Below are 18,860 nucleotides of genomic sequence, written 5' to 3'. Positions count from 1 at the left end.
AATGGTGGTACTACCGACTTTTAGTAAGCCCCCGATCACAAATTTATCTGTGTTTTCTTTTGCGATAACAGTTTTCGTAAGTGCACAGTCCACAAGTGTATTCAAGCTTGCGGACATTAGTGCCCGTTCCGATGACGCCACTAACTGATTTGATGGGTACCATGAGGCTGGAATCTGTCAACCGGATGCCACAGGGAGCAGCTATGGGGAACAATGGGAACAGTTTTTGTTGTTCCGAAACGTGCCATCCACAGTATCCTGGGCTGTATCGGTTGGTATGTTTCCAGTTCTTCTCCCGTATATATTCAGCCAAAGCGACTTCCATGCAATCAGCCGTCTTTTCTGCAATAATACTCCCTAACGAGTCTGCTATGTATATTTTGACCATATCTTCTTCTTGTTGCAACGTATGCTGGAATACCTCAAACTCAGTTCCGGCAGTAGCTGCAAAAAAGACAAACGCTTCCGATCCTCTTAATTGACGGGCGATGGTTTTACCAACAGAGAAAACGGTACTTTTACTTTGTGTAGAAAAAGTGTTTTGCTCAGGGCTCCGTGTGGGAATGGTGTCTTGTATAGGATTGACAGTGGGTGGATGGATGCTTTGTACGCTAAGAGTCTCTTTTTCGATATCAAGTGTACCTTCCATAAAGAAGAATGCGAACCGAGGGCGAAGCAGGGGAATAACCCGTTTTAGCAACGTATTAGTCTCATCTATTACCATCTGATCCGGTATAGAATCTTTGTATCCCATTGCTTCATAAATTTCGGACGATGGGATTCGTAAGTCTTGATAAGTGAGTTCTTGCTCAATCATTATTAATTGACATTATCTGAATGACAGCCTAATTTCGAGTTTCATTGAACTCTTCCAATGCTGTATAAAAAGCATTTATATTAGCTAATGGCGTATATGGCGGTATATCGCAACCGCTCGACAGAACGAAGTTCGGATATGCGGCAGTGGCTTCCAATAACTGTAGAGTCGCTTTTTTCATTTCCTCCGGACTCGACATCTTGAAAAGACTGACCGGATCAAGATTACCCATCGCAAGAGCATCGGCAGGAACTTCTTTCAATGCTTCTTCCATGTTGATTTTATTTCCGAAATGATAGGCTGCCGCACCCGTATATACCATAGCCTGGGTGCAATTTCCTGTATTCCCGCAATTATGAAGTACAACGGTGAAATGATCATCCTGAACCTTCTCAACTATTTCTTTTACGAATACAGAAGAATACTGCAGGCAATCTTCATTGGATAATAATCCGGCAGCAGGTTCCGCCATTACCACTCCATTCACTCCGGTCGCTTTCAGGGCCATGCAGTATCGAATAATGAAATCGGTACATTTGTGGAGCAAAGTGTTGGCTGCTTCGGGATTGATATAAATCAGCATCATGATTTCGGACATATCATACAAGCGTCCCGCTAATGAATAAGGACCGATACAACCAGCCAGCACCGGACGGTCTGTGATATTCTTTGCAGTCAGCATATTCGCTTTGAGATATTGCGCGATCCTTCCTTTATTCAGTGCTGGTATTTCCAAGGCATCAATGGCAGCTTCGTCTGCAAGCAAACGACCGGATACGCTTGGTACTTCATTCTCCGGAAATATAATTTCGGCTCCGAATGCTTCCGCCTCTACCGTTAAATCCATGATAACCGTTGCGGCAGCAGCAGGATATTTGTCGCAGAGCGCTTTGATTGCTTCATAATGCACCTGTCCGTTCGTTACTGCATCATGAACCGTCTTTCCGATAAGCTCGATGCCCGGATGTGTCATGATAGGAATGGAAATGACCTTTTTATTTAGGATCGTCTGACCGATCCAGTCTTTCATATTCAGTTTACCCATAACTTCTGTTTTTTAACTTCGTCATATAGTAAGACGATATTATTGTTCTTTTGTAATCTTGAAGTTTGCATAAAAAATAGATGATTATTATAAAAAACTATGTGTCATAATTGTATCTATGATATTTTACGCACTAGAATCAACGTAAGTGAAGGATTTTAGACTGAACATTTCATTGATCTTAATGGCATATTATATAAAATATCTCGGCGGATAATGTACTGGAGAGGATGAAATTATTACACTTTATGCGATAATAAGTTGGACGTTACAAAAATAACGAATATATTTGGTGTTAAATTAGTATCATATAGTTCTCTTTTGGTATAATGGCAAATAGAAAAATGATGCAATGTAATTCTTTAATAGTACCTACTTTAAAAATTGAAATTATGAAGACGATTAAGCAAATTGTATTTTGTGTCTCATTACTACTTGTAATGAATTGTTTTTATTCTTGTTCAAACTCAAATGATGTTGTTATAAATACACAACAAAATCAAGAAAAAACACAAGATGTTGAAATTCAAGAGTTAATAGACTTTATAGAAACCTTGAATGCTAATAAAATACAGACTCGTGGTCCCTTTTGGAATCGAATAAAGCGTTTTCTTGTAGGAGATGCTTGGGGTTATGGTTGGGGAGTAAATAAAGGTTTAACACCTAGAGGTGGCTTGATTACGGCTGTTGTATTCTCACTTATTTGTGCGGCTTCAGATGATGATCTTCCTAGAAATTGGTGGCATTTGAGTTCAAATTGGAAGGTATACGATGCTCCGTTAAGACCTTATGAAATAATTGGAAATGATCATAATAAGACAATATATAATATGATGAGGGAAGATCCCGTAATAGCTAATGGTACTTTTTCTAATTATTATTTATATAATTCTACTAACAAAAAATTGAAAAGTTATGGATATACAGAAGAAATGCCCCTGTTGCTTCAGACAAGATTGCTGGAAATAATGGATCTGGTTAAGAAAAGTACTTCTGTTGATCAACTGATGAATTTAATGAAGCAAGAATTTCCTCAGCGAGTATCTGAATTTCAGCTTGTAGAGAGTTATATTAATGGTTTAGTGAATATGGATGATAAATCAACTGTTCGTGATTATACTAAACAAGTATATGCCCAAATTGATGCTTCATCTTTAGATGTATCAGCTGTTTCTCGATTAAAAACTATGATAGCTATTGCTGAAAATAGCAAATTTTTGTGGGTTGAAACAAAATGATGATTGATTAAGGGAGCTTTCGTTTTTTCTCTTTTTATTAAACACACTTATTATGAAACAAAACAAATGCCTGCTAGTGGGATTAATATCTTTGATGTTCAGTATCAACTCTTTGTATGCTCAGAAAGATTCACTGAATGTTTCAACTAATAACGAGTCATATAAACGAGTATATATCTTGGATGTCGGGTTAGGGATTGGTTTTACTGGTATACAAAAAAATGGAAGCAGCTCTTGGTATATAGGAAATAATAAAAATGATGTTCCTTTTGTTTCTTCAATACAATTGATGACTTATACCCCTTACAGTAATATAGGATGTGGATTGTTTTATTATGACTATAGTAATGGTACAAAGAAACATGATGGAGTGCTATCATCGGGAATCAATGAAAAAAAATCGTTCTATTATGTAGCTCCGCAGATTTCTTTTATTAAACGGCAGGCTGGATTTTTGGATGGGATTATGTATGTGAGTGCTGGTATTGGATATGTTAATTATAGAAGTAAGGGAACAATATCGCAGTTGGAGAATTATAATACAACATGTTCGACAGTGGGAGGCAATATGGGGATTGCTTATGAATATGCTTTTGACTCCCGCTTGGGAATTAGGTTGGGTGTGAATTGTTTGTATGCTAAAATTAAAGGACTTCACAAAAATACCAGTATAGGTGAATTGTCTATACGCCCTCGTGAAAAATTTCATTTAATTGTTCCCTCTTTGGAAATAGGATTGTCTTATTACATTGTTCAATGGTAAACTTAGTCATAAGTGTATATAGCAATCTTCTTCAACAGATGTGTTATAGTAGATGGCTTTAACTTGAGAAAGATATAGAAGGAAAATGAAGACAAAGACTATGGTTATATATTCCTTGAGCCTCATGTTTTAAAAATAAGGTGGGATATTTATTAAATATTCCACCTTATTTTTATAGATTTTCAGGCATTATTTTACCGGAATCTTATCAATACGATTTTGATGGCGTCCCCCCTCAAACTGTGTTGAGAAGAACTCTGTCAATATCATGTCCGCCTCCTCAGTGCTGATGAAGCGTCCCGGCATCACGAGAATATTGGCGTCATTATGTTGACGGGCCAGATGTGCGATCTCTGCATTCCAGCAAAGAGCAGCACGTATTCCCTGATGCTTGTTCAGAGTCATGTTGATTCCGTTTCCGCTGCCGCAGATCGCAATACCGGGATAACATTCACCCGATTCTACTGCTAGGGCCAGCGGATGGGCATAGTCCGGATAATCTACGCTTGCGGCAGAGTTGGTTCCGAAATCTTTGTAAGCCCAGCCTTTTACTTCCAGCCAGCCGCGAACATATTCTTTTAGTTCAAAACCGGCGTGGTCGCATGCTAATCCAATTGTTTTCATTAAATCATTGCTTTTACCTGATTATATACGTTCTCGGCAGTAAATCCAAGTTTTTCATCCAATACTGTGTAAGGAGCAGAGAAACCGAAAGATTCCAATCCCCATACTTTGCCGTGGCAACCTACCAGACCTTGAAGAGTGACAGGCAAACCGGCAGTAAGACCGAATATCTTGGCATCAGCCGGAAGAACTGATTCCTGATATTCCTTAGACTGGCTGCGGAACAGACCTTCTGATGGTGCAGATACGATACGAACTTTTACGCCATCCTTGCGAAGCAACTCTGTACCGGCTACCAAAGTAGACACTTCGGAACCTGAAGCTACCAGGATTACATCCGGATTTTCGTCTGAACCGGCTACGATATAAGCACCCTTGGCTGCTTGTTCGTAATCAGTTCCGGCAGGCAGGTTGGCGATATTCTGGCGGGAGAAGATCAGACCTGTCGGAGTAGACATATTTTCCATGGCAAGTTTCCATGCGATAGTCGTTTCTTCCGCATCAGCCGGACGAAGTACCAACATAGAGTTGTGTCCCTTGTGGTTTTTCAGTTTCTCCATCAGGCGGATTTGAGCTTCCTGTTCTACCGGTTCATGAGTAGGACCGTCTTCACCTACGCGGAATGCATCATGAGTCCAGATGAACTTCACAGGCTGTTCCATCAGAGCAGCCATACGTACGGCAGGTTTCATATAGTCGGAGAATACGAAGAAGGTACCGCAAGCAGCGATCACACCACCGTGAAGTGACATACCGATACAGATACAAGCCATTGATAATTCAGATACACCGGCCTGGAAGAATGCACCGCTGAAATCGCCCTTCTTGAAAGAATGAGTTTTCTTCAGGAAACCGTCAGTCTTGTCAGAGTTAGAAAGGTCGGCAGAAGCAACGATCATATTTTCTACCTGCATTGCAAGAGCACCCAGAACAGTTGCAGAAGCGGCACGAGTGGCAGTACCTGCTTTTTGTTCGATGGCAGCCCAGTCTACTTTAGGAGCTTTGCCGGAGAAGAATGCTTCCAGTTTAGCTGCCAGTTCCGGATTGGCTTTGGTCCATTTGGCCTTCTTTGCATATCTTTCAGCTACGATTTTCTTTAATTCTGCTGCTCTCTTTGCATACAGTTCGGCTACTTCCGGGAAAATCACGAACGGATTGACAGGATCGCCACCCAAATTCTTGATTGTATTTACATAGGCGTCGCCACCGAGTGGAGCGCCGTGTGTAGCACAGTTGGCTTCGTAGCTGCTACCGTCTGCTTTGCGTGCGCCTTTACCCATAACGGTTTTACCGATAATCAGAGTCGGGCGCTCTTTTTCTGTCTGAGCTTCTTTGATAGCTGCACGGATTTCGTCAGGATCATTACCATTGATGCTGAGTACGTTCCATCCCCATGCTTCATATTTCATGGCAGTGTCTTCAACGGTTACATCTTTCGTTTCTGTAGAAAGCTGAATATCGTTGGAGTCGTAGAACATGATCAGGTTGTCCAGTCCCAATGCACCGGCAATGCGTCCGGCACCCTGAGAGATTTCTTCCTGAATACCACCATCGGAAATGTATGCGTAAATAGTCTGATTCATTACTTCATTGAAGCGTGCTTTCAGGAATTTAGCTGCGATAGCGGCACCTACAGCGAAAGTATGTCCCTGTCCCAGCGGACCGGAAGTATTTTCGATACCACGCATGATGTCTACTTCCGGATGTCCCGGAGTAGGGCTTCCCCATTGGCGAAATTCTTTTAGTTCGTCCAAAGTGAACTTACCTGTCAATGCCAATGTAGAATAGAGCATCGGAGACATATGACCCGGATCAAGGAAGAAACGGTCACGACCTTCCCAACGCGGATTTTCAGGATCGTATACTAGAAACTCAGAGAAGAGTACATTTACAAAGTCAGCACCACCCATGGCGCCACCCGGGTGACCGGAATTGGCTTTCTCAACCATTGAAGCAGCAAGAATACGGATGTTATCCGCTGCACGATTCATAAGTTTATTATCGTTCATATCTTTAATAATTAATAGATTTGCTAGTCTGTCAATGTGCCAATTACTTGGCATATTTCTCATAATGTTGGCAAAGATAGCTCTTTATGTGTAATTAACCATCCAAAAGAGCTATCTTTTTTGTAGGCTTTTTAACAGCCTTCTTGTTTATAATACAGTAAGTATTTACTATTAGATTACTGTAACTCTAAAGTAACAATTGACTTAGCCGGTAGTTTTACCTTCATAATTCCTTTATTGATTTTTACCTCTTTGAAGGAAGCCGGTTTTACAATATTAGGTTTTTCGAAAGAGTTGTAATCAGTCAGATTAGCAGAAGTCAGGATTTCTCCAATCGCCTTTTTGGCATTTACGTCCGGAAGATTGACTGTGATTTCCTGTGCGTTGTCTGCATCTACGTTGGAGAGAGAAATATGGATCACTCCGTTCTTGTTCTTAGAAGCTGTTGCGCTGACCATGGGAACTGTACGGTTATCGCGTACGTTCATTTTCTCGCAAGTCAGGTCGAGTGGAAGATAGGTTGCATCCTGATGCACTTTGTACATCTTAAATATATAATAAGTAGGAGTAAGTACCATATCTTTGTCTTTAGTCAGGATCATAGATTGCAGAACGTTGACTATCTGAGCAATGTTCGCCATTTTCAGACGGTCGGTATATTTGTGGAATACATCGAGGCTTAAAGAAGCAACGAAGGCATCACGCAATGTGTTTTGCTGATACAGATGACCTCTGACCGTTCCTGGTTCTTCGTCCCACCAAGTGCCCCATTCGTCAAGCAAAAGGGCAATCTTCTTGTCTTTATCATATTTGTCCATGATGGCGCAATGTTTTTTGATGACATCTTCCACTTCAAGACATTTGCCCATCGTCCAGTAAAAATCATCTTTGTTGAATTTGGTTGCCGCACCTTTGCTGCCGCTCCATCCTGTAACTGTATAGTAGTGTAAGGATAGACCTTGCATCCGGTGACCGACACGATTCATCAGTACATCCGTCCAGTTATAGTCGTAATCACTGGCACCACTGGCTATCTTAAACAGATGATTACCGTCATAGTTACGGCAATAAGTAGAATAACGGCGATACAGATCGGCATAATATTCAGGACGCATGCTGCCGCCGCATCCCCAGCTTTCATTTCCTACACCGAGATATTTTACTTTCCATGCCTTGTCTCGGCCATTCTTGCGACGCAGATTTGCCATTGGAGAATCACCGTCGGAAGTCATGTACTCCACCCATTTGGCGAGTTCTTCTACCGTGCCGCTGCCTACGTTTCCACTTATATATGGTTCGCAGCCCAGCATTTCGCAAAGGTTCAGAAATTCGTGTGTTCCGAAACTGTTGTCTTCAATCGTTCCTCCCCAGTTGTTGTTCACCATCTTCGGGCGGTTTTCTTTGGGACCGATACCGTCCATCCAGTGATATTCGTCTGCAAAGCAGCCGCCCGGCCAGCGGAGAACAGGAACAGACAAGTCTTTTAATGCATTAAATACGTCCGTGCGGTATCCTTTGATATTAGGAATATCCGAATTTTCGCCTACCCAAAGACCACCGTAGATACATGAACCCAGGTGTTCGGCAAATTGGCCGTAGATTTCCTTCGGGATAATTTCTTTGCCTTGGTCGGCATGTACAGTGATGGTAGCACTTTTTTGTGCAGAAAGAGATACCGAGGCTGCCAGAAAGGCCGTGCTGACTAATAGTTTTGCTTTCATAAATGGAATTTGTTTAAATGATTATATAGAAGTTTGATTTTTACGATGATCATTCTCTTGTTCTTACGGTTACTTCAGTAAGCGTACTTCATAAACGGCAGAGGTCCATTCTGTTCCGTCCGGCTTAAAAAGAATCTCGCAGCTTCCTACTTTTAATTTACGGGGCAGGAGATAACAGAGTCTGATAAAACCGTCTTTGTCGGCTTTGCTCACAGTGGGATGAACGGTCAGTTTTTCGTTATTCAGCAGGATCACTGCTTTGTTACGGTCTTCTTGCCGTACGGTGATCATAAGCTGGCTTGCTTCTTCTTTTATTTTCAGGTTATAGCTGAACCAACCTTTAGCCCGGCGGAAATGACGGTCTTTGTGGGTTCCGGTTTCGGAAGCTTCATATTGAATGCTATGATCAGATTCCGGTTGCTGTTCACCGGGGAAGATCAGGTCAACTGTCCGGTTCGCCAGTTCGGTCGCTTTCCGTTCGGCTGTAGCCATTTCTTCCTGAATCGTTTTGAACTGTTCTTCACTGGCTTGGCGGAAATAAACGGCATAACGGGAATTATGCAGGCGGAAGAACGGAATAAGCTCCAGTGATTTACTCTTTTGTGTCGGATAAACGTTTCCATCATAACTAAAAGCTAGTTTGCTTCCGCTCAGTTTGTGAAGAGAATGGCGGATAGAATCGGGATTCCCGATCAGCATCGGGATCTCTTGCAAAGGTGTTTGCCGGCCGTGGGCAATGTGACCGCCGCGGCTGTCGTCTGCATAGATGCCGTCAAGGTTTTCTGTTCCTGTAGAAGCTGCAAGAACGATGGGACCGTATAAGAAAGCATAGTAATCTTTCTTGTCGGGAATCTGCTCCAGACTGACCTTCATAGGCAGATGAAAGGTGATCATATCTCCTTTCTTCCATTTACGCCGGAGGGGAAGGTATGTACTGGTTCCCGCCTGTATGTCAGAAAGGTGCTTCTTACCGTTGATGGTGATTTCATACCCTTCTGAATTTCCTGCCCATTCCGGTATACGAATCATTAATGTCAGTTTCTTCTTAGCGGCTTTGTCTATTCGTAAGGTAACTTTTTCATCATCGGGGAAGAGAGTTTCCTGCGTTAATGTAACGCCTTGTTCTTTCCAGTTCAGTTGTGAAGGAATAAAAAGATTGACGTAAAGCGTATCTTGTTGATGCGCATAAATAAATTCACCATACTTGGTGTGATTTTCCAAGCCTGAACCGACGCAGCACCACATCGATGTTTCCGGTTGCGAATATACCCGATAATGTCCGGGACGCATCGGAGTAAAGTAGACGAATCCACCTTTATCCGGTTCTTGTGATGACAGGATATGATTGTAGAGTGCACGTTCATAATAATCTACATAACGTGGGTCCGGTTTGTTGGAGTTGTCAACGTCTCCGGAGTTCTGATAAAGCATTTTGGTCAGCCGGAGCATGTTGTAAGTATTGCAAGTCTCCGGTCCCTGAACGTCATTCAGCATAGACGTAAAGTTGTCCGATGGATGAAAATGTTCGCGTACGCTGTTCCCGCCGATACACACGGAACGGTGATTGACTACGGTATTCCAGAAAAAACGGGCTGCATGGTCCCATTCTGCTGCATGATTCCAGTCTTTGTCATTCTTTGAAACTTCGGCTACCCGTTTGTATCCGATTACTTTAGGAATTTGTGTGTTGGCATGCATTCCGTTTAACCTGTCTTCGTTTTTGATAAGCGGGTCGAGAATGACTTTATGAGAGAAACGGCGTGCCAGTTTCAGGTATTTCTTATCGCCTGTTATTTCCGCTACATCCGCAAACGTTTCATTTAAGCCGCCGTGTTCACTGCGGAGCATATCCTGCATTTGGTTGTCGCTAAGACCGGAAGTAATATCAATCATCCAGTCGGTAAGATCAATCAGCATCTGACGTGCCAGATCGCTGTGAGCATACAGGTAAGCGTCCCGCAGTCCGGCATACGTTTTGTGTATATTATAGAGGGGTACCCATTTGCCGTTTAAGCTGAAGCCTCCGGCACGAATGTCACCTGCTTTGATTTCTTTCCAAAGTTGGAGGCTACCGGGTGTTCCTCCGATAAATCCTGTGCCGACAGCTTGCTGTGCACGGTGTAGTTCGTTGAGCATATAGTTGAGGCGGTGGTATATCGCCGTATCTCCGGTGGCGGCATACATCATGGAAAGTGCGGAAAGGTAATGTCCGCCGATGTGACCGTCCAGTCCTGTATTCTCCCAGTTGGTATAGCTTGGGGCTTTGGGTGTCAGTCCGGCTTCGCGAAGGAAAGGAGCTGATAATCTGTCCGGGTCGAGAGCTAAGATATAATGTAAATCAGTCTGTTGAGCTTGCAGAAAAGGACTGCTTAATAACTTCACATCTTGAAGGGAAAAGTAAGAGACCTGATGGTTCGTCTGGGCTTTTCCGATGGAGATGGATATAATAAGGGCAAGTATGAACGAGGTGGTTTTCATGATAATAGGATAAAATAGAATTGACAATTGACAATTGACAAATGACAATTACTGTGCAGGTTATAATAGCGCAGCCAATTGTCAATTGTCAACTGTCATTTGTCAATTATTTAAGTTTGACAGCTGCTTCTTCTATAGGCAAACCTGCCTTGTAGCTTTCGATGTATGTGTTGAAGCCGGCTACATCTTCGGGTGTGGGTGATACCTCGACACCAGCATCGCTGACAAATACACTTTCATCCAGGAAATCGGCAAGAGATTGACCCTTTTTATTGTTTACCAGGTAAGAACCCAGCAGGGCAATTCCCCATGCACCGCCTTCACCGGCTGTTTCCATAACAGATATGGGCGAGTTGATGGCTGCTGCAAGTACTCTTTGACCGACTCCTTTGGTTCTGAACAATCCTCCGTGACCTGTGATTCTGTCGACTTTGATCTTTTCTTCGTTGAACAAGATGTCGTTGCCAATCTTGAGAACTCCGACTGAGGCGTACAAATGAGCCCGCATAAAGTTTGCAAGGTTGAACTTGTCATTGGCCGAACGTACGAACAAAGGTCTTCCCTCGGCAAGTCCCGTAACAGGTTCGCCTGAAATGTAGTTGTAGGAGAGGAGACCACCGCAATCGGTATCACCGGTAAGGGCAATGTTATAAAGTTTGCCATAGAGTTCATCCATATCTACAGGTATACCCAGAAGTTCCTGGTATTCTTTGAACAGGTTGACCCATGCGTTAAGATCCGAAGTACAGTTGTTGCAATGTACCATGGCTACGAGGCTTCCGTCGGGAGTGGTGACCATGTCGATCATTTCGTATGGCTTCGACAACTCTTTTTCCAATACGATCATAGAGAAAGAAGAAGTACCTGCCGATACGTTGCCGGTGCGTTGCTTGACGGCGTTGGTTGCTACCATGCCGGTGCCTGCGTCTCCTTCCGGCGGGCAGACCGGTATTCCTGCCTTCAGATGACCGGATGCATCGAGCTTTTTACAGCCTTCCGGTGTGAGGACACCGGCATTTTCACCAGCCGACAATACTTTGGGCAGAATGTCTTCCAGTTTCCAACTGTATTCTTTCGAAGCAATCAGATTGTTGAATTTGGCCACCATTTCGGCGGAATAGTTGTTGGTAGTCGGATCTATGGGGAGCATACCCGATGCGTCACCAATGCCCAACACCTTTTCGCCTGTTATTTTCCAATGTACATAACCTGCAAGAGTTGTCAGGAACTTGATGTCTTTGACGTGCGCTTCGTTGTCCAGAATAGCCTGGTACAAATGAGAAATGCTCCATCTCAAAGGGATGTTATAGACAAATAATTCGGATAATTCTGCCGCAGCACGGCCTGTATTGGTATTTCTCCAAGTGCGGAAAGGCACGAGGATTTCTTCTTTTTCATTGAAAGGCATGTAACCATGCATCATGGCGCTGACACCGATGGCTGCCAGTGTTTCGATCTCTGTGTCGTATAATTTCTTCACGTTGGAGCGGAGGTCGGCGTAGCAATCTTGCAGTCCGGACCAGATGGCATCAATGCTGTAAGTCCAAAGCCCGTTGACCAGTTGATTTTCCCAAGTGTGGCTGCCTTGAGCGATAGGTTTGTTTTCCTGGTCAATCAGAACAGCTTTTATTCGTGTAGAACCGAGTTCTATGCCAAGGATGGCTTTACCTGTCTCGATGGTTGATTTTGCATCTAATTTCATGTTGAAACCGATATTTTAAGGTATAACAATAAGTGTGGAGAACAAAAACTGAGTCTACTTTCAAAAGCCGGAAGTGTCTTTAATTCGGGTTGAATTAAAAGTCACCAGTATCTATATTGTATGTAACTAAAAAGTCGATTCTATCTCCAATCTCCTCCTTCGGGAAGGAGGAGTACCTGTAGGGGGAGGTGGTAGGTGAATACATAACTCTGTTATTTACAGTAAAATAGGAATACACATCCTTTTTCCTACCACCTCGGTCTTCGACCACTCCTCCTTCCCGAAGGAGGAGAATGGAGATGGTACCGACTTTTAAAAGTGAACTCAGTGATTGGTTTTTAGCAAAGCGCTTTGTTCAGCATATAATATACTTCATTCATGCGCAGTTCTTTCTTGAAGCAGCTGATAGTCGTATCTTTATTGATATGTACCATTTCGATGCCTGCGATTTCTGCATAATCTTCCCAGTATTCTGCTGTCAAATCATATGAGAAGCAAGAATGGTGAGTTCCACCGGCCAGAATCCATGCGCCTGCGCCTACTTCGAGGTTAGGCATCGGAATCCAGAGTGCGGAAGCAACCGGCAATTTCGGAAGTGGTTTCGGTTCGATACATTCTACATCGTTTACGATCAGACGGAAACGGTTACCCATATCCACTACAGTTGCGGTGCAGCCTGTTCCTGTCTTTGAAGTGAACACAAGGCGGGCAGTCTGGCTCTTACGGATACCTATGCCGAGGAAGTGTACTTCCAGACGAGGCTTGTTAGCTGCGATAAGCGGACAGATCTCCAACATATGTGACTGTAGGATAGAACTGTTGGCACCATCAAAGTTCAGTGTATAGTCTTCGAGGAATGAACAGCCTTTCGGAAGTCCTTGATTCATTACCCATACAGTACGATAAAGAGCAGCCGATTTCCAGTCACCTTCAGCACCGAATCCGTAGCCTTCTGCCATCAGGCGTTGAGAAGCCAGTCCCGGAATCTGATCGAAATAGCTACCGTCAGTCTGACCCAGATCGTCAAAGTTGGTAGTGAATCCTTTGGCGCCTTTCGCTTTGAGGATAGCACGGAGAGCAAGCTCGGCTTTGGCAGCATTCCATACTTTCTGATAAGCTTCGGTTGATTTGTCTTCCAGAGAAGCGTCATGATCGTAGTCATTGAAGTAAGTAGCTACCAAAGCATCTACATCAGCATTTTTGATATCTTTGTGATATTCCATCAGCTCGCTTGCCGGGCAATAATCTACATGATAGCCCATGCGTTGTTCTGCTTCTACCTTGTCACCATCGGTTACGGCTACATTATTCATCTGATCGCCGAAACGGATGATCAGCATATCCTGAGAGTCTGCCCAACCTGTGCAAACACGCATCCAGACAGCAATCTTATGCAATGTTTCTTCTTCTTTCCAGTAGCCTACCACTACTTTGCGACGGATGCGCATACGGGTACAGATATGTCCGAACTCGCGGTCGCCGTGAGCTGACTGGTTCAGATTCATAAAGTCCATATCCATTGTATCCCAAGGAATTTCCTTGTTGAATTGAGTATGCAGGTGCAGCAATGGTTTCTTTAATTGTTGCAGACCATGAATCCACATTTTAGCAGGAGAGAAAGTATGCATCCAAGTGATGACGCCTACACATTTGTCATCGTTGTTGGCTGCTTTGAATACAGCTTCCACCTCTTTAGAAGAGTTGGCCGTTCCTTTGTATACTACTTTAACAGGAAGTTTGCCCGATTCATTCAGACCGTTAACCATTTCGTTAGAGTGTGCGTCTACTGCGATTACTGCATCACCTCCGTACAAGAGCTGTGCTCCTGTTACGAACCATACTTCATACTGATCAAATACGTTATTCATAATGTTTTAATTTTTAATTTATAATCTTTACTCGTTTTATTGTCCGTAGTAAGCGTTCGGACCATGCTTGCGGCTGAAGTGTTTCTCTACCAGCAACGGGTTCATTGTTAAATTGGGATTCACGGCATAAGCAATGCTTGCCATTTTGGCAACTTGTTCCATCACTACTGCATTGTGTACGGCATCGTGTGCGTCTTTTCCCCAAGAGAAAGGACCATGATTCTTGACCAATACTCCCGGTGTATGTACAGGGTTCAGGCCTTCGAAACGTTTTACGATCACGTTTCCGGTTTCCAGTTCATAGGCACCTTTTACTTCAGCTTCCGTCATATCCGCTGTGCAGGGGATTGCATCATGGAAATAGTCAGCGTGAGTTGTCCCGATATTGGGAATATCACAACCGGCCTGCGCCCATGCGGTAGCATAAGTAGAGTGGGTATGCACCACTCCGCCGATTTCGGGGAATGCTTTGTAGAGTACCACGTGAGTAGGAGTATCTGAGGATGGCTTCAGCCGTCCTTCGACGACTTTGCCATCCAGGTCCACTACTACCATATCTTCCGCTTTCATATCATCATAACTGACTCCACTGGGTTTGATGACTACCAGTTCCGTTTCACGGTCGATGGCAGAAACATTTCCCCATGTAAAGATGACTAATCCATGCTTTACCAATTCGAGATTGGCATGAAATACTTTTTCTTTCAGTTCTTCCAGCATATTGATTATAATTTAAATTTCGGGTCCTTGCGGTAGGCTTTGCCGTTGAATTTATACAAGGCTGCACCCCGTTTGGAACCCAGTTTATCGATTTTATCCGTCTTTTCGATAAAGTCCATTTCTGCGACACGCTTGCGGAAATTCCGTTTGTCCATCGGTTCGCCGTAAATAGCTTCGTAGAGACTTTGCAGTTGGGACAGTGTGAACAGCTTCGGCAACAGATTGAATCCGATAGGCTCGACAGATGCTTTCTGTTTCATCATCTCCCGTGCTTTATCGACCATCTCCGGATGGTCGAAAATCAGTGCGGGGAGTTCGTTGATGTTTACCCAGTAAGCATTGTGCTTCTGAACCAGTTCGCGGTCGTACTCATTGATGTTGATCAGCGCATAGTAGGCAATCGAAACTACCCTTTCGCCTGGATCGCGGTCGATGGCGCCGAAGGCTCCCACCTGTTCCATGTATACGTTTTCCAAACCTGTAAGTTCAGCCAGTACACGTTTGGCAGCGTCGTCCACGCTTTCGTCTTTTTGCACGAATCCTCCCATCAGTGACCATTCGCCCATTGCCGGTTCGAAGTTTCTCTTCAGCAGCAGCAGGCTTATTTCGCCTTCATTAAAACCGAAGATGATGCAGTCGATACCGAGATAGAAGGTAGGATTCGAACTGTAATAGTTTTTCATCGTTTGAATGAATTTATTTAATTACCAGAAATACCAGTAGAAGGCACCTGTGATAGCAAGGATGATTACTGTATGAATGATATCCCAGTGATCCCAGCTTGCGCGAGTAGCCGCTTTTTGTTCTTTCGTTGCCGTACCGAATACCAGTCCCTGAATCTTTTCAGCTGTCGGAGCTTCCGTGGCAAGGCTGACTACGATGACTACGATGATACAGAACAGGAACATCCATCCGCAGAAGAACAGCCAGTTCATATCGTAGAACAAATATTTGAAGGTAGAATCTGCCACTTCACCTGCGTTGCTGTAATATACTTTGGCACCCAGACGAGTCAGACCGATGATCATACCGGCGATCAATCCCCACATACCACCTTGTGCGGAAGTACGTTTCCAGCAGATACCCAGCAGGAAGGCAGCGGCAATACCCGGAGCCAATACAGACTGAACGTCCTGCAAATAAGTATAAAGTACATCACCTACGCTACGCATGATAGGAATCCAGAGAATACCGAGGATTACGATCACTACAGTTGCTATCTGACCAATACCCACCAGTTTCTTTTCCGGAGTCTCCGGACGGAAGCGTTTGTAGAAATCGATTGTAAACAACATGGCAGATGAGTTGAACAGTGAAGCCAGCGAACTCATCAAGGCAGCGAGGATACCGCATACTACCAGACCTTTCACACCGGCAGGAAGCAATTTAGCTACCAGAGTAGGGAAGGCAGCGTCAGCGTTGGCAGTACCATTGGCAAGCATTGGGAGGAAACCTTCGCCACCGGCACCGATATATTTCTGATGTAATGCGAAAGCAATCATACCCGGAATCAGGAACAGGAATACAGGCAACAGCTTCAGGTAAGCGCCGAAGATAGTACCGCGACGAGCCTCTTTTTCATTCTTTCCGGAAAGTACACGTTGTACGATGAACTGGTCAGTACACCAGTACCAGAAACCGATAATGGCAGAACCGATAAGTGCACCCAGCCAAGGGAAGTTCGCATCATCGTTGCTGCGGATCAGATTGGTCATGGTGTCACCATAATCGTTTACCGTCACAGCACCGCACACTCTCATCATTTCGTCCCAGCCTCCCAGTTCTTTGAAACCGAGCACAAGGATAATCAACGAACCTAACAGAAGAATCGGAGTCTGAAGTACAGAAGTATAAAGTACCGATTTCATACCACCGAAGATCGTATATAGTGCAGTGAGAACAACCAGTCCGATAGCGGCAATCCAGAAGAAGTCGATTCCCCAGAGTTCCTTGATGCCGAATACTTGCTGGAATACCAGTCCGCCGGCATATACTGTCACTGCTACCTTGGTCAATACATAACTTACCAGAGAAATGACCGATAAGATGGTACGTGACTGAGGATTGTAACGGCGTTCCAGAAATTCCGGCATCGTGTATACCATGCTTCGTGAATAGAAAGGTACGAATACCCATCCCAGAATCAGGATCATCCATCCCTGAATTTCCCAGTGAGCCATCGCCATACCGCTTGAAGCTCCTGCTCCCGCCAGTCCGATCAAGTGTTCCGAACCGATGTTTGATGCGAAGATAGAGGCACCGATCGCAAGCCATGTTGCGTCACGTCCGCCTAAGAAATAATCTGCCGAGTCATTTTGTTTTTGTCTGACTACCCAAACAATAATACCTATCAGAGCCAAAAAGAAGACTCCAATTACTAGCCAATCTAATGCTTCCACAATAAATTTGATTTATAAGTTAATATTATTTCTCTGTCGAGAATTTAAAGATACATTCGCTGTTGTACGTTTGTCCCGGTTCCAGCACAACGGACGGCCAGTCGGCTTTGTTGGGGCTGTCGGGGTAGTGTTGTGTTTCGAGGCAGACAGAAGCACGTTGGTTGTAAACGATGCCTTTCTTTCCGCTTACGGTTCCGTCGAGGAAGTTACCTGTGTATACCTGAATACCCGGTTCGTTGGTATATACTTCCAATGTGATTCCGGTTTCGGGAGACGTCAGTCTGGCAGCTACCTGCGAGATGTCACCTTTGGTGTTGAGCACCCAGTTGTGATCATATCCGTTGCCGTTCTTGAGTTGGACGAAGTCGTAATCCTTGATATCTTTGCCTACCGCTTTCGGAGTAGTGAAGTCCATCGGAGTATCTTTGACCGGAGCGATTTCGCCGGTTGTCATGAAGGTGCTGTCTACCGGAGTATAGTAATCTGCATTTACATACATGATGTTGTCTGTCGATGTTTTTGACGGATCACCAGCCAGATTGAAGTAAGAGTGGTTGGTCATGTTGATGATTGTCTTTTTGTCGGTAGTAGCGCTGTACTTGATGTCGATGGCGTTGTCATCTGTCAGTTGATAAGTTACTTTAGCAGTCACATTTCCGGGGAAATTCGCGTCACCGTCCGGAGAGATAAGAGTCAGTTCCAGTGTTGTCGGATCGATAAGGTTGGCTTCGTATACTTGGTATTGCCATCCTTTCGGGCCTCCGTGCAGGCAGTGGCCGAAGTTGTTTTGCGGCAGTTGGATGGTATCTCCGTCCAGTACAAAACGCCCTTGGTTGATGCGGTTGGCGTAACGGCCGATAGAAGCACCGAAATCACTGGGTACATTAATATAATCAGCAATGCTGTCAAAACCTAAAACTACATCCTGCATCTTGCCGTTCTTGTCGGGCACCATGATGGACACGATACGTCCGCCGAAGTTAGTGATGCATACTTCCATACCCGCCTTATTCTTTAAGGTATAAAGAGCTGTTTGGGCATTGTTCACTTCTGTTTGAAATTTTGCCGGGTCAAGACCGGATAAAGTCAGCTCGGAAGCCGGCTTGTTATTGCACGCGGCAAGCATCAGCGCGGCAATTCCTGCAAGTAGAAAATGTTTTTTCATGGTTTTATTTTTAATGTAAATGAGATGCTTATCTTATTTTGGGTGTAAAAGTAACACTTTTGTTTGGTGTATCAAATACACTCTTATATGTTGTGCAACATAAAAGGATAAGAACTTTACTGTTACGTATAAAACTATCGCATGTTCCTGTCTTCGGAGCGGGATCGTTATATTGCATTTTCTCTTTCTATATTTTGTCTTACCCTGGATTTGGTTGACTACTATAAGTATCAACTAAAATGAATAAAAGATGAAAAAGAGTGACATGACCTTTAGTCCTTATCAGCTTGAACTTCTTGGCGATTTCTATC

The 18,860-nt window shown here is 43.9% G+C and carries 14 protein-coding genes; 2 read left to right on the top strand and 12 right to left on the bottom strand.

Annotated features, from left to right (window positions below; genetic code table 11):
- Nucleotides 1–43 precede the first annotated feature (43 nt).
- Together NBH01_RS22365 and NBH01_RS22360 are read right to left on the bottom strand one after the other, a co-directional pair.
- Nucleotides 44–817: a vitamin B12 dependent-methionine synthase activation domain-containing protein gene (locus tag NBH01_RS22365; protein WP_011107208.1), complete on the bottom strand. Its 774-nt coding sequence runs from the start codon at nucleotides 815–817 to the stop codon at nucleotides 44–46.
- Nucleotides 818–845: 28 nt separating this feature from the next.
- The gene (locus NBH01_RS22360; RefSeq protein ID WP_074858555.1) at nucleotides 846–1,862 is read right to left on the bottom strand and encodes a uroporphyrinogen decarboxylase family protein; all 1,017 of its coding nucleotides are present in this window, start codon (nucleotides 1,860–1,862) and stop codon (nucleotides 846–848) included.
- A 392-nt stretch (nucleotides 1,863–2,254) separates the two neighbouring features.
- Between NBH01_RS22360 and NBH01_RS22355 the strand changes: the two genes are divergently transcribed.
- Together NBH01_RS22355 and NBH01_RS22350 are read left to right on the top strand one after the other, a co-directional pair.
- Nucleotides 2,255–3,100: a hypothetical protein gene (locus tag NBH01_RS22355; protein WP_008766129.1), complete on the top strand. Its 846-nt coding sequence runs from the start codon at nucleotides 2,255–2,257 to the stop codon at nucleotides 3,098–3,100.
- 52 nt (nucleotides 3,101–3,152) lie between these two features.
- Nucleotides 3,153–3,863, top strand: a complete 711-nt coding sequence (locus tag NBH01_RS22350) for a hypothetical protein (RefSeq protein ID WP_008766128.1) — start codon at nucleotides 3,153–3,155, stop codon at nucleotides 3,861–3,863.
- A gap of 189 nt (nucleotides 3,864–4,052) precedes the next feature.
- On the opposite strand, the gene rpiB is transcribed toward NBH01_RS22350, so the two are convergent.
- From rpiB to NBH01_RS22300, 10 genes are all read right to left on the bottom strand, one after another.
- Nucleotides 4,053–4,487, bottom strand: a complete 435-nt coding sequence (gene rpiB, locus NBH01_RS22345) for a ribose 5-phosphate isomerase B (protein WP_008766127.1) — start codon at nucleotides 4,485–4,487, stop codon at nucleotides 4,053–4,055.
- On the bottom strand, nucleotides 4,487–6,496 hold the full coding sequence (locus NBH01_RS22340; RefSeq protein ID WP_008766126.1) for a transketolase family protein: 2,010 nt from the start codon (nucleotides 6,494–6,496) through the stop codon (nucleotides 4,487–4,489). The genes rpiB and NBH01_RS22340 overlap by 1 nt, the downstream gene beginning before the upstream one ends.
- A 176-nt stretch (nucleotides 6,497–6,672) precedes the next feature.
- On the bottom strand, nucleotides 6,673–8,217 hold the full coding sequence (locus NBH01_RS22335; protein WP_072067590.1) for an alpha-N-arabinofuranosidase: 1,545 nt from the start codon (nucleotides 8,215–8,217) through the stop codon (nucleotides 6,673–6,675).
- Nucleotides 8,218–8,286: 69 nt separating this feature from the next.
- Nucleotides 8,287–10,695: a beta-L-arabinofuranosidase gene (locus tag NBH01_RS22330; protein ID WP_234141710.1), complete on the bottom strand. Its 2,409-nt coding sequence runs from the start codon at nucleotides 10,693–10,695 to the stop codon at nucleotides 8,287–8,289.
- Between the two features lie 106 nt (nucleotides 10,696–10,801).
- Nucleotides 10,802–12,397: a xylulokinase gene (locus NBH01_RS22325; RefSeq protein ID WP_250700313.1), complete on the bottom strand. Its 1,596-nt coding sequence runs from the start codon at nucleotides 12,395–12,397 to the stop codon at nucleotides 10,802–10,804.
- 338 nt (nucleotides 12,398–12,735) lie between these two features.
- Nucleotides 12,736–14,265, bottom strand: coding sequence for an L-arabinose isomerase (araA, locus tag NBH01_RS22320; protein WP_225693904.1), 1,530 nt, complete (start codon nucleotides 14,263–14,265; stop codon nucleotides 12,736–12,738).
- Nucleotides 14,266–14,301: 36 nt separating this feature from the next.
- A complete protein-coding gene (locus NBH01_RS22315; RefSeq protein WP_008766123.1) occupies nucleotides 14,302–14,985 on the bottom strand; it encodes an L-ribulose-5-phosphate 4-epimerase in 684 nt (227 codons plus the stop codon).
- 5 nt (nucleotides 14,986–14,990) lie between these two features.
- On the bottom strand, nucleotides 14,991–15,668 hold the full coding sequence (locus NBH01_RS22310; protein WP_008760645.1) for an NUDIX hydrolase: 678 nt from the start codon (nucleotides 15,666–15,668) through the stop codon (nucleotides 14,991–14,993).
- Between the two features lie 21 nt (nucleotides 15,669–15,689).
- A complete protein-coding gene (locus NBH01_RS22305; RefSeq protein ID WP_008766122.1) occupies nucleotides 15,690–17,384 on the bottom strand; it encodes a sodium:solute symporter in 1,695 nt (564 codons plus the stop codon).
- A 25-nt stretch (nucleotides 17,385–17,409) separates the two neighbouring features.
- Nucleotides 17,410–18,549: an aldose epimerase family protein gene (locus tag NBH01_RS22300; protein WP_234141709.1), complete on the bottom strand. Its 1,140-nt coding sequence runs from the start codon at nucleotides 18,547–18,549 to the stop codon at nucleotides 17,410–17,412.
- Between the last annotated feature and the right edge of the window lie 311 nt (nucleotides 18,550–18,860).

Origin of the sequence: Bacteroides sp. B1-V-101, from assembly GCF_023656585.1 — a bacterium.
GTDB lineage: Bacteria > Bacteroidota > Bacteroidia > Bacteroidales > Bacteroidaceae > Bacteroides > Bacteroides thetaiotaomicron.
The sequence above is the reverse complement of the archived record's forward strand: the minus strand, read 5'-3'. Positions and strand labels throughout refer to the sequence as shown.

Excerpts from the sequence above, each read along its gene's own strand:
- NBH01_RS22365 (WP_011107208.1), bottom strand. The coding sequence starts at position 817 with ATGATTGAGCAAGAACTCACTTATCAAGACTTACGAATCCCATCGTCC.
- NBH01_RS22360 (WP_074858555.1), bottom strand. The coding sequence starts at position 1,862 with ATGGGTAAACTGAATATGAAAGACTGGATCGGTCAGACGATCCTAAAT.
- NBH01_RS22355 (WP_008766129.1), top strand. The coding sequence starts at position 2,255 with ATGAAGACGATTAAGCAAATTGTATTTTGTGTCTCATTACTACTTGTA.
- NBH01_RS22350 (WP_008766128.1), top strand. The coding sequence starts at position 3,153 with ATGAAACAAAACAAATGCCTGCTAGTGGGATTAATATCTTTGATGTTC.
- rpiB (WP_008766127.1), bottom strand. The coding sequence starts at position 4,487 with ATGAAAACAATTGGATTAGCATGCGACCACGCCGGTTTTGAACTAAAA.
- NBH01_RS22340 (WP_008766126.1), bottom strand. The coding sequence starts at position 6,496 with ATGAACGATAATAAACTTATGAATCGTGCAGCGGATAACATCCGTATT.
- NBH01_RS22335 (WP_072067590.1), bottom strand. The coding sequence starts at position 8,217 with ATGAAAGCAAAACTATTAGTCAGCACGGCCTTTCTGGCAGCCTCGGTA.
- NBH01_RS22330 (WP_234141710.1), bottom strand. The coding sequence starts at position 10,695 with ATGAAAACCACCTCGTTCATACTTGCCCTTATTATATCCATCTCCATC.
- NBH01_RS22325 (WP_250700313.1), bottom strand. The coding sequence starts at position 12,397 with ATGAAATTAGATGCAAAATCAACCATCGAGACAGGTAAAGCCATCCTT.
- araA (WP_225693904.1), bottom strand. The coding sequence starts at position 14,265 with ATGAATAACGTATTTGATCAGTATGAAGTATGGTTCGTAACAGGAGCA.
- NBH01_RS22315 (WP_008766123.1), bottom strand. The coding sequence starts at position 14,985 with ATGCTGGAAGAACTGAAAGAAAAAGTATTTCATGCCAATCTCGAATTG.
- NBH01_RS22310 (WP_008760645.1), bottom strand. The coding sequence starts at position 15,668 with ATGAAAAACTATTACAGTTCGAATCCTACCTTCTATCTCGGTATCGAC.
- NBH01_RS22300 (WP_234141709.1), bottom strand. The coding sequence starts at position 18,549 with ATGAAAAAACATTTTCTACTTGCAGGAATTGCCGCGCTGATGCTTGCC.